This is a genomic window from Xylanibacter ruminicola (genome assembly GCF_900142525.1).
Taxonomy (GTDB): Bacteria; Bacteroidota; Bacteroidia; order Bacteroidales; family Bacteroidaceae; genus Prevotella; species Prevotella ruminicola_A.
On sequence record NZ_FRBD01000022.1, the window covers coordinates 50901 to 64575 of the forward strand.

The following is a 13675-nucleotide window of genomic DNA, read 5'->3' on the forward strand; positions in this document are numbered from 1 at the left end:
AGAATAAAGAGTTATGAAAACAAAAAATATTAAATATATCCTTGCTGCGGGTTTGGTATGCTGTGGTATTTCTACAACCATGACATCCTGCTCTGGTATCCTCGACGAGCAGCCACGCAGTCAGTTTGACCCAACTTTCTTTACCGAGAAAAAGGGTATTGAGGGTGGTTTGACATCGCTCTATGCACATTTGCGCTATTTCTATGGCGATGGTTATTACCTGAGTAGTAGTGAAACTGGTACCGATGAATATACCTATGCAGAGTCTGGTCAGGGTGAAAACTTTAAAGCTATGGATTTCACTGGGGTTCCACTAACAGCCAAGAATAGCGATGCCGGACGCCTTTGGGGAAATGTATTCTCTAATATTAATACTGCAAGTGGTATTATTGAGAATGGTGCAGATGCAGGCATTAGCGACGCTTTGTTAGCAGAGGCTTATTTCTTCCGTGCCTTCGACTATTTTATGCTTGTACAGACATTCGGTGGTGTGCCCCTCGATTTGGGTGCTGGCGAACTGAAGTTCAACACCTCTCCTGTACGTACATCTGTTCGCAATACTGTTCCTGAGGTATATGCTGCAATCTTCAAAGATCTGGAGAAGGCTGTAGCTGACCTGCCAGAGAATCCACGTCTCACAGGTACTGCTACCAAGAATCTGGCACGTCTTTTCCTCTCTAAGGCTTATCTTACATACGCTTGGTGGTTAGAGAATCCTAACAACATCCCAACCTATCCTGAGTGTACACGCGATGCCAGTCAGGCTCAGAGCTACTTCCAGAAGGCTTACGATGTGGCTAAGCAGGCTATCGACAATCCTGGACCATACGCACTGCAGCCAACATTCTACGATGTTAACGTAGCTACTAATGACCGCAACTCTGAGGTTATGCTCTATGCCGACCATAGTGAGGATGAGAAGTATGGTAACGGTGGCGCAGGTTACGGTTGGGGTAATGGTGGTGCTCCTGAGAACTTTGCCTATTGGTTTGAGACATGGAACTACACTGAGATGATTGCCAAGACCGATAGAAAGAATGATGAGGGTAAAACTGTTTATATCAACCCCGTTCAGCGTGAGGCTGTTCAGGCTCTTGGACGTCCTTGGACACGTATGGCTCCTATCGCCGACAACTTCATGGAAGGTGGTGTATGGGAAGATGCTGTAAAGGCTATCGACTCTCGTTATGATGCAACTTTCACACTGCGTTATCACACCAACTGGCATAAGGCAGGAGGTAGCGATGCATTTGTATATGGTGCCAATGGTGAGAAGATCTATCCAAACGATGTATATTTCAGCTGGGTTCCTGAAAGCGAGGATGAAAACATCAACTATACAGGTGCCGATGGTAAGCACGGTTTCGGTGAGATGCCTGGTCGCGCCGACTTCGTGGTTGCTGTAAATCACATCAGTCGTAAGAAGTACCCCATCAACTGGAAAATTGGTATCTACCGTACAGATAATGAAGGTACTTTGGGCTCAAAAGTTAATGGTGGAAGCCCACGTCCTTGGAACATTGCTAAGTTCTCTGAGTTCTACCTGATTGCTGCTGAGGCTGCTGTAAAACTGAACAAGCAGGCCGACGCTAAGGAACTGGTAAACGTTCTCCGTGCCCGTGCAGGTAAGCAGACATTCTCTCAAAATGATAATGTTGCTGTTTCTGTTGACAAGAGTGCAGAGATGGTTGCTGCTACACCTAATGAAATCACTATCGACTTCATCCTCGACGAGCGTAGCCGTGAGTTCTGGGGCGAGGGCTATCGTTGGTTCGATCTCGTTCGTACACAGACCTGGGCAAAGCGTGCTGGCACTTATCGCATCGCTGGCAACGGTCCCACCGACATGGAACTGAAAACTGAAACTCGTGATATTCCTGCTGGTTACTACCTTCGTCCTATTCCATCAGATCAGCTTGACGGTATGGAGATGAGCGAGGAGGAGAAGAAGCTCTATCAGAACCCTGCATACAGAAATTGATGATAATAGTTAGTTAGATTTTCTAGACAAAAACGAATCTCTTTAAAAAACCACTGGCCGTCGAGAGGACGACCAGTGGTTTTCTTTGTTATTTATGGGGTAATGGTAAAATTTTTGTAATTATGACAAAGATTACACATATTTTTCGTAACTTTGCACCCAAAAATCGAAAGATATGAATATTGAAGCATTAATCAGCAAGGCTGCAGGCGAGGCAGTAAAAGCTCTCTATGGCATGGATGCCACAGAAAAGATGCTGCAGTTGCAGAAGACAAGAAGTGAGTTTGAGGGTAACTTGACACTGGTGGTTTTCCCATTTGTAAAGGCCGCCAAGAAGAGTCCGGAGCAGACAGCACAGGAGATTGGCGAATACCTACAGGCCAATTGCGCTGCTGTAGAGAAATTTAATGTTGTAAAAGGGTTCTTAAACCTGAGTGTAGGCGACGGTGCATGGCTGCAGCTGCTCGAGACAATTGATAAGGACGAGCTGTTCGGCATGAAGCAGGCCAACGAAAATTCGCCACTTGTCATGATTGAATATTCATCACCTAACACCAACAAACCCCTGCATCTTGGTCATGTGCGTAACAACCTGCTGGGTTGGAGCCTGGCAAAGATCATGGAAGCCAATGGTAACAAGGTGGTAAAGACCAACATCGTGAACGACCGAGGTATTCATATCTGTAAGTCTATGCTGGCTTGGCTGAAATATGGCAACGGCGAGACACCAGAGACCAGCGGCAAGAAGGGCGACCACCTGATTGGCGACTATTATGTGGCCTTCGATAAGCACTATCGCGAAGAAGTGAAGGAGTTGGTTGCTCAGGGTATGGACGAAGAGAAAGCCAAGCAGGAGGCTCCACTGATTAAGGAGGCTCACGAGATGCTGGTAAAATGGGAGCAGAACGATCCTGAGGTTCGCGCTCTTTGGGAGAAGATGAACAACTGGGTATATGCCGGCTTCGATGAGACCTACAAGAAGATGGGCGTATCGTTTGATAAGATATACTACGAGAGCCAGACCTACCTGAAGGGTAAGGCCAAGGTTGAAGAAGGACTTGATAAAGGTCTTTTCGAGCGCCACGAGGATAACTCTGTATGGGCCGACCTTACCAACGAGGGCCTCGACCAGAAGCTGCTGCTTCGTAGCGATGGAACCAGTGTTTACATGACTCAGGACATCGGTACTGCCGAGATGCGTTTCCAGGATTATCCCATCGATAAGATGATATATGTAGTAGGTAACGAGCAGAACTACCACTTCCAGGTGCTCTCTATCCTACTCGACCGCCTGGGCTTCAAGTGGGGCAAGGAGCTCACTCACTTCTCTTATGGTATGGTTGAGCTGCCAAACGGTAAAATGAAGAGCCGCGAGGGAACCGTAGTAGATGCCGACGACCTGATGGCTCTGATGGTAGAAGATGCCTACAAAACCTCGATGGAACTGGGCAAATTCGATGATATGACCGAGGAAGAGCGCCGCGAAATCGCCCGCGTAGTTGGTATGGGAGCTCTTAAGTACTTTATCCTGAAGGTTGATGCCCGCAAGAACATGCTGTTCAATCCAGAGGAAAGTATCGACTTTAACGGAAATACAGGCCCATTCATTCAGTACACCTACGCACGTATCCGTTCTATTCTCCGCAAGGCCGAAGCTGAGGGCTTGCAACCTGCTGCAGCTCAGGTTGCACTCGCAGAGAAAGAGGTAGAGCTTGTTCAGAAGATGAACGAGTTTGGTGCTGCTGTAGAGCAAGCTGGTAAGGATTACTCACCAAGCGGCATTGCCAACTACTGCTACGAGCTTACCAAGGTGTTCAACCAGTTCTACCACGATTATAGCATCCTTAACGAGCCCGACGAGCAGAAAAAGGCTGTCCGCCTGATGCTGGCTAAGAATGTGGCTAAGATTATTAAGAACGCTATGAGTCTGCTGGGTATCGAAGTGCCCGAGCGCATGTAAAATAATTGATAATTGACAATTGATAATTAAAAATTGAAAATTATTAATCCCCCAACAAATCGTCATGATACCGTACTTCCATTACCTTTGGAAGTACGGGCTGACGCTTGGGCTGTAGATGCAGCATGTTCAGGCAACCCTGGACCGATGGAGTATCAGGCCATCGATTTGCAGACGGGATATCGTGTATTCCATTTCGGTCCCATACACGGTACTAATAATATAGGTGAATTCCTGGCTATCGTACATGCTTTGGCTCTTTGTTGGCAAAAGGGATTGCACAACAAAACCATTTATTCCGATAGCTACAACGCCATTCTGTGGGTGTCGAAGGGCAAATGCAAAACCACCCTTGAGCGCACACCACAAACCGAACAGCTCTACCAGATTATTGCCAGAGCCGAGAATTGGCTGAGAACCCACCAATACCGCAATCCCATCATCAAATGGGAAACAAGCAAATGGGGCGAAGTCCCCGCCGACTTCGGCAGAAAATAAAGAATTTCCCCTCCTGAGTAGGAGGGGCCAGGGGTGGTCTGAACAAGCACTATTTCTTCCGATAAACCACAATCACGTTTTTATCATAGATATTGCTGTTTACAACCTCCGCATTCGCAGGAATCTGTGGCGCACGAGTACCATCACTAACCGTCATCGTCGTATTCGTTTCCACACGAATCTCGTCCCATAATCCTTGCACCAAGAAAGAACGTAATGTCTCAGCACCACCTTCTATAATCAGCGATTGCACATTTTGCTCATGTAGACTCTCAAGATTCAGCGGGTGTGCATGATCTATCACCATTCGCTTAGGATCGGGGCCATACCACTCTCTGACATTCAGTAGTGGATGGTCGCGTTCATCAGTAATTCTGCCTACCAATATAGCATCCTCATCTGCACGCAGCTTGTGCGATAGCATTTTAGTAAAGTCGCTGGATATCTGAACGGGCTTGTGATGATCATCGATAAAACCATTGGCCGTCTGGGCCCACTTTAGTATAATATAGGGGCGTTTTTCGCGATGGAATGTGAAAAAACGACGATTCAATGACTTGCATTCTTCCTCTAGGATGCCTACTTCTACCTCTATCCCAGCCTCTCGGATTTTCTTTATCCCACGACCTTGAACTTCGGCGAATTCATCGATACAACCCACTACCACACGGCGCACGCCTTTCTCTATAATAAGGTCGGCACAAGGAGGCGTCTTGCCATAATGCGAACAAGGCTCAAGCGACACATAGATGGTAGACTCTGGCAATAAAGCCTCATCCTCTCTTTTCACGGAGGCAAAGGCGTTCACCTCAGCATGGGCCTTTCCACAACGCTCATGATAACCTTCACCAATTATTCGGCCGTTATGTACTATTACAGCTCCAACCATGGGATTGGGTTTTGCATTCTGCTGGCCGTTTTTAGCCAACTGAATACAGCGCTGCATGAATTTTTCGTCGATATTCATAAAATTATCAATTATCAATTGTCAATTATCAATTAAAATACCTACCTTTGCAGTATGAATTACGAACAACTCTGCCAAAGACTCAGCAACATCTATGATGCTGGCGAGGCCAAAGCCATCGTCCGTTGGGTGCTTGATGTCCGATTCGGACTATCAACAGCCGATATTTACTGTGGCAAAGTTACGCAATTATCCTCAAACGACCAAGCAGAACTCGAAAAAATCATGCTTAGACTCGAAAAAGCCGAGCCTGTACAGTATGTTTTAGGCGTTGCCGATTTCTGTGGCCGTCAGTTCCATGTGGCTCCAGGCGTACTGATTCCAAGACCTGAAACAGCAGAATTGTGCCGAATTATCGAGGAAGGAGGAAGGAGGAACGAGGAACGAGAATACCAAATCCTCGATATAGGTACAGGTAGCGGATGCATCGCCATCACGTTGGCGCTCAACATTCCTGATTCAAAGATAACCGCTTGGGATATCTCCGACGCCGCCCTCAGTATTGCCGAAGGCAACGCCAAAGCATTAGGTGCCAACGTCATTTTTGAACATCAAGACGCCTTGAACATTCATCACTCCACACTCCACACTCCTCACTCCTCGAGCCAATGGGACATCATCGTCAGCAACCCACCCTATATCTGTCGCAAAGAAGCCGATGAAATGGAAGAAAACGTATTGAAATACGAACCAGATACCGCCTTGTTTGTTCCTGACGACGACCCATTATTATTCTACCGTCACATCATGAACTATGCCTATTCTGCATTAAGAAGCGGAGGCCGTCTTTATTTCGAAATCAATCCGCTTTATGCCGATTCCATCGTAGAACAGTTGCAACAATTAGGCTTCACTGATGTCGAGAAGATCAACGACCAATTTGGCAAAGCTAGATTCATCAAAGCCAGTAAGAATTAATGCCTTGTTAGTCCTAGCGAGAGGACGCTGATTTTTACATTGCCGGCTTTTGCTAGTTCTTTGGCACATGCAATGATTGTGGCACCTGTGGTTACAACGTCGTCTACTATCAGGAGGTGTTTGCCTGCTATTGGTTCACCATGAGTCAGCTTAAATGCATATTCCACGTTTTCCTGTCGTTCCCATCGACTTCTACGAGTTTGGCTGCCCTGAAAAACCGTTCTTTTCACTACATCTTTATTGATAGGTAACCCCGTAATCTCGCAAACGCCTTTAGCTATCTCCTCACTTTGGTTGTAGCCGCGTTGGTGTAGTCGTTCTTTGGTTAGCGGCACGGGCACAATTTCGTCGATTCCATCGAAGAAATCGTCTCTTTTTAGTTCTGTAGCCACCATGCGCCCCATAAAAGGTCCTATCTCAGGATGATCCTTGTATTTAAGCTGATAGATGATATTTGCTGTTTCGGCATGACTCTCGTAATGAAATAGGGCTGCAGCACGTTCTACGGGTATCTGGCCCCAGAAGAGTTTGGCCATTTCGTTTTCATAGGGATTATTTGAGAATCCTGTTCGTGGCAGATGGAAGTTGCACTTATTGCATAGTACTTCTTCGGTAGCTGACAATCGTCGACCACACACCACACAGACGCGTGGTGAGATTAAATCGAGGAGTCTGTGCCAAAAACTAATCGGTTTCATCGCCATAATCCATATCCTCGTCTACTTTGAGACATTGGCGGATAATACCGAAGTCAAACCCTCTGCTTAGTGCAAAGCGCACCAACTTCTGGTTCTGCTCATAGTCATTATTAGCTTTTATGGTCTTGCGCTTCTGTTTCAATAGCGGGATGAGTACATCGAGATACTCTTTTTCGTTGATTTCATCTAGCACGCGTTGCTGTATGTCGTCGCTGATGCGCTTCATCCAAAGCGCTTGCTGAACCTTTCGACGGCCCCATTTGTTGTAGCGAATCTTGTCTTTTACAAAGGCTCGTGCATAGCGTTCGTTATCAATATAGCGCTCCTTAACAAGTCGGGCAATGATGCTATCTTGTGTTGCAGCATCAATCTCCCAGCGTTTCATCTTATCGCGCATCTCCTGCTCGCAATGCTCAGCCTGAGCACACACGGCAGCTAATTGCAAATATGCTTCTTGTTCGGTCTTCTGTTTACTCATCTTTTGTTTCTAATCTGCTGCAAAGGTACACTCTTTTTCTGAAATAGCCAAGATTATTTTGAATTAAAACCTCCCAACCTCCCGTTTTGCTCTGAAACCCGCATAAACACAGGGGATGCAAGACGGGAGGTTTTGTCTGGAAACCTCCCGTACAACCTCCCGTCAAACCTCCCGTTTTTACTCATGCAGCTTTCCTCGGAATGGCCTTGTAATGGGCCACATGCGAGTGCTCGGTCTTCTCGAAACCAAGCTCTTTCATGGTTCGTCCAAGAATTCCCTTGGTACTGAGGTTGGTCTTTACTGAGGGAAACTCATTCTTAATCACCTTCAGCAAATCCTCTGTTCCCAGAGGCTTGGCCTTCTCGCCCTCCTTAGGCTTGCGGAAGCATGCCTTCACCATCTCGCCCATATCTGTCTGAGCCATGTAGTTCAGGTTCAGCTCCTGTATTCGGGCCACCTGATCATTGTTAAACCAGTAAGGCGCCTTCAGCTCTATAAGCTCATACATTATCTGAGCATACAGCTGGTCGTAGTCAATCTCGCCCGTATTGTCGATAAACTGACCATCAGGCACGGTCATACAGATGAATCGTCGACTACCTGTTACATCCGTCAGAGGATGAGGATTGTTTGTAGTAGCCACAAACGATGCATAGCGATGCAGAACCTGCTGAGTCTTGCCATATATGGGGCGATAGTTCATAACGCTCACAGACAGGAGCTGCTTCAAGATGGTCTGCTGGCGAGAGGTGAGGCTGTCCATCTCATCAATGTTCACAAACAGATTGTTCGTCAGCGTCATGTTCTTGTCGTTCTGGTTCGACGTATTCAGGTGATCCATGAAATACTGACGGAACTGAGGAGGTAGCAGGCGGGTAAAGAATGTGGTCTTTCCACAACCCTGCCCTCCGATAAGCGTAGGAACACATTCGTTTCCGTGCAGCATATCCATCTTACGCCAATGGGCCACAGACGAACGTATCCACACACATAGAAAATCCAACTGCTCTGACGAGATGCCAGGAATGCGACTAAACAACTTAGCCACATGGTTCTGGCCATCCCATTTGGGCAGATTCTCAAGATACTCGCTGATAGGATCGTAAAGGGCTACCTCTTCAGAGTCTACATATTCGCAGATCTCCGTCTTAGGACTACCCTTAGTAATCTGCTCACAACGAGCTTTAAGCACAATGCTGTTAACTGCCTTATCAGTCAGAGGTCGCCAAACCTGCTGGCCATCAGCTGTTTCAGCATTCAAAGTTCTAAACTCTACCTTGCCGTTAAGTACATTATAACGGAACTGGTAGTTCTCCTTCAGGAACTCAACGACTGCGAGAGTCCCTGCAAGCGAGTCGTTTACCGCCTCGCCATTAATCATAAAGTTTTCTTTCATGTCTATAATAATCTTATCGTTAATAATTTCGGTTCATGAATTGAGTGGTATATCTCATAGCACTGTTTTTCAAAAGCGACTGCAAAGATACAAAATTTTTTCCCGGTTTCCAAATTTTTCGGGAACTTTTCTTGAATTATTTCTCAGTTTTAACAATTAGTTTTTTACAATTTTATGGCTTAAAGTTATCCCCTTAAGGGGATAAAAAATATTCCCAGTGTGGGAATGTTTTATTCCCAGTAAGGGAACATTTCATTCCCAGTATGGGAATAATTTTAATACTCAAAGTTCCAATCCGTTACATAATGGTCGAATTTGACACCTTCGGTACTTCCAAACTCAGCAATTATCTTCATAATGTCCTCTTGCTGTTTTGGCCAAAGCATGTTTTCGCCATTATTCACTCGATAGTAAACACTCATTCCGCTACCAAAATAAGTGCGAACTCTTCTTCTTGCCTCAGCCACAAGATATCTTGGAACGTTTTTATATAGTCCCTTGAAACCCCAAGCCTTCTGGACTAGTTTCTTCTCGCTAAAGCACTTGCATTCTCCATCCTGCCAAGCTGTAGGATAGATTGCGTTACCAGAATAACGATCCTTCGACATTAGCAATCTGGACAGATAGTGCATACACCTATCTTTTTTAGCACAATCGTCGTTAAAGCATAACGAATATCCCCATGGAATATCCTTTTCTAATAATTCTTTTTCTTGCATATTTGATTTTAATGTTTATCGAGGTGCAAAGGTACAAATTATCGTTGAAACATAAAAATTATCCGCCAACAAATTACCAAAAACGGGATGATGGACGGGAGGTTATACGGGAGGTTTAGCAAACAAACCTCCCGTCCCGCAGCCCCTGTGTTTATGCGGCTTTCAGCCCAAAACGGGAGGTTGGGAGGTTTATCTTTCAACTTATCCACGTTACATTATCATACTCATAAAGAATAAAGATAAAAGAAAAACATAATAATGATGTGTATATCATAAGGTGCGTCCAAGCGCGACACACCTATTATGCCTTTATAGTCTTGTTAGTTGAAGTTTTTTCCAAAATATTTGGAAGTTTCAAAAATAATACATATATTTGCAAAACAAATGATTAGATGTTGAACCTTATAAAATAGATTGCCTATGGGCTAAGATAAACATAACTAAAATTGCGATAAAGCGAATACATACCAAACTTGTTTGGAGTCTGTTTAGCGAAAGCAATTTCGATGCATAGCATCAAAATATAGGATGAAAATCTGCTCTTAGATTCTAGTCTCCCTAAAATTGTTCACAGCCCCCTGATTACAAAAACAGTAAATGATATTATGAAAAGAATAACAATTATCATCGGAAACGGGTTTGATTTAAGTTTAGAACTAAAGACAAAGTATAGCGATTTCATAAAAAGTTCTGTGTTCACGGAAAGGCAACGATACAATAAACTATGTAATTTTGCCTCCCAGTCAAGAAAATGTAACGATCCTTATCTTTAATTATACTAATTCTGTTGAGTATTTGCTTTACGAATCTTCACATTCTCTTGTTGGGCAATTTGGTAATTTTATAATCAATATGGGTAGTAATTCTTTACGTTTATACCATGTTCATGGTAAAGCTGATAAAGGAAACATTGTCCTTGGAGTGGAAGACAATGCTATTATCCCAAAGGATTATTCATTTTTAAAGATGTCTTATGATAGCGAATATAAGGATTGTAAAAAAAATATATTACAGATTGTGATGTACTTGTTGTTTTTGGACATTCACTTGGAAAAACCGATGAAGCAGTATTACGTCCTTTCTTTATGAATCAAGTACAAAAAGGATGTAAACGAAAATCCATCCGATTTTACTATTATAAACCCGATTACGGGTCAATAATTAAACGTTTAGATGATTTGACCGAGTATAGAATTAATTTACTTAAAGAATATAATAAAGTAATATTTACAGATTGTGGGAAGGAAGAAACTCTTTCATCTGATAATTTTCGTATTATTAAGAAAGGAGTTTTAAACTTTCTAGATTCTGCTAGTAAGATATACAATTTCCTTAATCATTGAAAGGTAATTTATAAACTAACTAAATAAAAATGAGGTTACACATGAAGAGGTTATTACTATTTACTGTGTTATGCATAGTGGCTTGCGGTTGCAGGGCGCAGATAGGACATAGATTCAAAACTACTGACGTTAATGGAAATGTCCTTTGGTATTCTATAACATCTGACAATTCAGTTAGGCTGGAAGGAAGAGACTTAAAACTGAAAAACGGTATAGTAGTTGTTCCTGAAACTATAAAATATAAAAATAAACTATATGAAGTGACATCTATCAGTAATTGGGCCTTTTATGGACCTTTAAGAAATCAAAAAGGTGAGTTGTTGGAGATAACTTTGCCAAAAACTATTACCAAGGTCGAAAAAACAAGTGATGATATTGATGGTATATTTCATGGGTGCGACAAATTAATGAAGGTTGAAATATCCTCTCCTTTGGAAGCTTTTCCAGACAATATGTTTTCTTATTGTTATAGCCTCAAACAAGTCACTGTACCCAATACGGTTAAAGCTTTAGGTAATTGCTGCTTTTACGATTGCAGCAGTTTGAAATCTATTCAGCTACCTGAAAGATTAGATACAATAGGAGGTGCATGTTTTGTTGGTTGTGAAAAAATAGAGGAGATAAAGATTCCTGAAGGTGTTAAGGCATTGCCTTATTTGAAGTTGAAGAATCTTTCAAGTGAAATAGGTGTTTTCTATGGTTGTTCCAATTTGAAAGTAGTTGAACTGCCTTATAGCATCGAGTCTTTAGGAGAAAAAACTTTTTATGGTTGTCCCAATCTTTCGACCATTAAAGGATTGCATAGCGGCATTTCTGGAGTAAATATTGCTTTTGAAGGGTCTTCATTTGATTACAATGCCTACAAAAATACGTTCGCCTTTTCAATGGCAAATATCATTCCTAAGTTGAAAGCATGGAGAGCTAAGCGTGACTATGAAACAACTACTGAATGGCAAGGAAGAGTGAATCTGGACAGTCAACAGCGAAAAGTACAAGACTTTTTATCGGAAGCTATTAAGGAATATACAGACAAGAACCCAATTCAGGTAACCCTTGGCTCGTATGATGCTGATACAGAAATGTATGTCTTGAACACGAATTATGGTAAGAAATATGTAAAGATACCCCATTCGCAGGCTCCAACATTCAAACAAATTTTCAGTAATGCAGTGTTTGATGTCAGCTATGTCATGGGAGACAACTATCCACAGATATTGAATTTGACGATTTGTTTTGACGATCAGCAATACATAGCAGAGAAGAGTGTAGTGGAAAGTAGTCATTCTGAACTGGCAATTTTGCCAGACCTTGAAGTGAAGTTCAATAAATATGGCAGTCAAGGAGAAAGTGCCAAATTAGTCCTTGACAACTCCCTTGACCTCAATGTACCTGTTGTTGCCCCCAACAGTAACGTCACGACTTTTGCCGTGATTATTGGCAACGAGCGATATACGCAAGTAGCACATGTACCATTTGCTAACAACGACGCGAAGGTGTTCGCAGAGTACTGCAAGAAAACGTTGGGTTTACCTGAGAAGAATGTGAAAGTGTACGAGAACGCAAGTTATGGCATAATGATTGGGGCCGTGAGTGATATTCAGAAGATAGCCAAAGCATTTAAGGGTAACATCAACGTCATTTTCTATTATGCAGGTCATGGTATCCCTGATGAAGCCACAGGAGATGGTTACCTGCTACCTATTGATGCTGACGGGTCGAACATACAGGTGTGTTATCCGCTGAGTCTGCTATACAAGAAATTCGGAGATATGCAAGTGAAAAGTGTGACTTGTTTCATCGATGCTTGCTTCAGTGGTGCCCAGCGAGGCAATGGTATGATAGTTACAGCCCGTGGCGTAGCAATCAAGGTAAAAGCTGACAATCCGATGGGTAACACGGTGGTCTTCACTGCTGCTACTGACAAGCAGACCGCCTATCCATACGAGGAGAAAGGTCATGGCATGTTCACCTACTATCTCTTGAAAAAACTGCGTGAGACCAAAGGTGACTGTACCCTTGGTGAACTTGGCACCTATATCAGCGACGAGGTGACCAAGCAGGCAATAGTTACCAATGGAAAGGAACAAACACCTGTGGTGCTGACTTCACAAGGTATTGCCGACAGTTGGAAGAATAAGAAACTGAGATAATGAAGATTTTGTTGATAAATAAAAACGTGTAACGAAAAAAACTATATATAGACAGATGTTGAAATGGAAGCAGATGAGGATGGTCATTATCTCGCTATCGCTCATCATCTGCCCCTTGCGTCTGCGATACTTCTATCCATCCAAGGGAAGAGACAAATTTTCAATCTCACGATCAAATTCTTGGCAATAATCGTCTGCAATACAGTAAATTTCACTAACTTTGTCGACACTTAGCATAGGATTATTCTTTATTAATTTGTAATGTTTAGCGACTACAACGTTTTAAAAAATAATCCTATTTCACTAATATTTCGACAATTATAATAAGAGCGAATAGTCAAAAATACTTACAATCAGACTTTGCTTCCACATAGTCCAAAACAGAAACTTATCCCGAACTCAGGTTTAATGATAGTTTTGGCATAATTGTAGATAATAATTATAAGGTGGAAAAGGTTAGAATAAAAGTATCTGCAGGTCAAGCATACTTTCTTAGAGACTTAACGCTCCACCAAACTCAACGTGAAATAGAGAGAAATGATGAATATCGTATTTTTGAAGTGAAAC

Annotated in this window: 12 protein-coding genes and 1 pseudogene; 8 read left to right on the forward strand and 5 right to left on the reverse strand. The window is 43.1% G+C overall.

The window, feature by feature from the left end; translation table 11 throughout:
- Positions 1-13 precede the first annotated feature (13 nt).
- The 3 genes from BUB86_RS13895 to BUB86_RS13905 all read left to right on the forward strand — a co-directional run bounded on the left by BUB86_RS13895 (position 14) and on the right by BUB86_RS13905 (position 4439).
- A complete protein-coding gene (locus tag BUB86_RS13895) occupies positions 14-1981 on the forward strand; it encodes a RagB/SusD family nutrient uptake outer membrane protein (RefSeq protein ID WP_073210560.1) in 1968 nt (655 codons plus the stop codon).
- A 175-nt stretch (positions 1982-2156) separates the two neighbouring features.
- On the forward strand, positions 2157-3941 hold the full coding sequence (gene argS / locus BUB86_RS13900) for an arginine--tRNA ligase (RefSeq protein ID WP_073210562.1): 1785 nt from the start codon (positions 2157-2159) through the stop codon (positions 3939-3941).
- Positions 3942-3974: 33 nt separating this feature from the next.
- Positions 3975-4439, forward strand: coding sequence for a reverse transcriptase-like protein (locus BUB86_RS13905; protein ID WP_073210564.1), 465 nt, complete (start codon positions 3975-3977; stop codon positions 4437-4439).
- A 49-nt stretch (positions 4440-4488) separates the two neighbouring features.
- Here BUB86_RS13905 and ribD read toward each other — a convergent pair whose 3' ends face one another.
- Positions 4489-5406 (reverse strand): bifunctional diaminohydroxyphosphoribosylaminopyrimidine deaminase/5-amino-6-(5-phosphoribosylamino)uracil reductase RibD, encoded by a 918-nt coding sequence (gene ribD, locus BUB86_RS13910; RefSeq protein ID WP_073210566.1) that lies wholly within the window; start codon positions 5404-5406, stop codon positions 4489-4491.
- A 54-nt stretch (positions 5407-5460) separates the two neighbouring features.
- Here ribD and prmC point away from each other — a divergent pair, with 54 nt between their 5' ends.
- Positions 5461-6324: a peptide chain release factor N(5)-glutamine methyltransferase gene (gene prmC, locus BUB86_RS13915; RefSeq protein WP_073210568.1), complete on the forward strand. Its 864-nt coding sequence runs from the start codon at positions 5461-5463 to the stop codon at positions 6322-6324.
- Here prmC and BUB86_RS13920 read toward each other — a convergent pair.
- From BUB86_RS13920 to BUB86_RS13935, 4 genes are all read right to left on the reverse strand, one after another.
- Positions 6321-7022 (reverse strand): ComF family protein, encoded by a 702-nt coding sequence (locus tag BUB86_RS13920; RefSeq protein WP_073210633.1) that lies wholly within the window; start codon positions 7020-7022, stop codon positions 6321-6323. The two genes, prmC and BUB86_RS13920, sit on opposite strands and share 4 nt — an antisense overlap.
- A complete protein-coding gene (locus BUB86_RS13925) occupies positions 7009-7500 on the reverse strand; it encodes a regulatory protein RecX (RefSeq protein ID WP_073210571.1) in 492 nt (163 codons plus the stop codon). The genes BUB86_RS13920 and BUB86_RS13925 overlap by 14 nt, the downstream gene beginning before the upstream one ends.
- 181 nt (positions 7501-7681) lie before the next feature.
- Positions 7682-8896 (reverse strand): VapE domain-containing protein, encoded by a 1215-nt coding sequence (locus tag BUB86_RS13930; RefSeq protein WP_073210573.1) that lies wholly within the window; start codon positions 8894-8896, stop codon positions 7682-7684.
- A gap of 275 nt (positions 8897-9171) precedes the next feature.
- Positions 9172-9615 (reverse strand): DUF6078 family protein, encoded by a 444-nt coding sequence (locus BUB86_RS13935; protein ID WP_073210575.1) that lies wholly within the window; start codon positions 9613-9615, stop codon positions 9172-9174.
- Between the two features lie 605 nt (positions 9616-10220).
- Between BUB86_RS13935 and BUB86_RS18325 the strand changes: the two genes are divergently transcribed.
- The 4 genes and pseudogenes from BUB86_RS18325 to BUB86_RS18050 all read left to right on the forward strand — a co-directional run bounded on the left by BUB86_RS18325 (position 10221) and on the right by BUB86_RS18050 (position 13108).
- Positions 10221-10388 (forward strand): AbiH family protein, encoded by a 168-nt coding sequence (locus tag BUB86_RS18325; protein ID WP_081373266.1) that lies wholly within the window; start codon positions 10221-10223, stop codon positions 10386-10388.
- Positions 10348-10704, forward strand: a complete 357-nt coding sequence (locus BUB86_RS13945; protein WP_073210577.1) for an AbiH family protein — start codon at positions 10348-10350, stop codon at positions 10702-10704. The genes BUB86_RS18325 and BUB86_RS13945 overlap by 41 nt, the downstream gene beginning before the upstream one ends.
- A gap of 295 nt (positions 10705-10999) precedes the next feature.
- A pseudogene (locus tag BUB86_RS18330) lies at positions 11000-11740 on the forward strand (leucine-rich repeat domain-containing protein); the annotation flags it as partial.
- A gap of 102 nt (positions 11741-11842) precedes the next feature.
- Positions 11843-13108 carry a caspase domain-containing protein gene (locus tag BUB86_RS18050; RefSeq protein WP_254795178.1) on the forward strand — a complete coding sequence of 422 codons (1266 nt, stop codon included), beginning with the start codon at positions 11843-11845 and terminating at the stop codon, positions 13106-13108.
- Positions 13109-13675: the final 567 nt, after the last annotated feature.

Excerpts from the sequence above, each read along its gene's own strand:
- argS (WP_073210562.1), top strand. The coding sequence starts at position 2,157 with ATGAATATTGAAGCATTAATCAGCAAGGCTGCAGGCGAGGCAGTAAAA.
- BUB86_RS13930 (WP_073210573.1), bottom strand. The coding sequence starts at position 8,896 with ATGAAAGAAAACTTTATGATTAATGGCGAGGCGGTAAACGACTCGCTT.
- BUB86_RS13925 (WP_073210571.1), bottom strand. The coding sequence starts at position 7,500 with ATGAGTAAACAGAAGACCGAACAAGAAGCATATTTGCAATTAGCTGCC.
- prmC (WP_073210568.1), top strand. The coding sequence starts at position 5,461 with ATGAATTACGAACAACTCTGCCAAAGACTCAGCAACATCTATGATGCT.
- BUB86_RS13935 (WP_073210575.1), bottom strand. The coding sequence starts at position 9,615 with ATGCAAGAAAAAGAATTATTAGAAAAGGATATTCCATGGGGATATTCG.
- BUB86_RS18050 (WP_254795178.1), top strand. The coding sequence starts at position 11,843 with ATGGCAAATATCATTCCTAAGTTGAAAGCATGGAGAGCTAAGCGTGAC.
- ribD (WP_073210566.1), bottom strand. The coding sequence starts at position 5,406 with ATGAATATCGACGAAAAATTCATGCAGCGCTGTATTCAGTTGGCTAAA.
- BUB86_RS18325 (WP_081373266.1), top strand. The coding sequence starts at position 10,221 with ATGAAAAGAATAACAATTATCATCGGAAACGGGTTTGATTTAAGTTTA.
- BUB86_RS13895 (WP_073210560.1), top strand. The coding sequence starts at position 14 with ATGAAAACAAAAAATATTAAATATATCCTTGCTGCGGGTTTGGTATGC.
- BUB86_RS13920 (WP_073210633.1), bottom strand. The coding sequence starts at position 7,022 with ATGAAACCGATTAGTTTTTGGCACAGACTCCTCGATTTAATCTCACCA.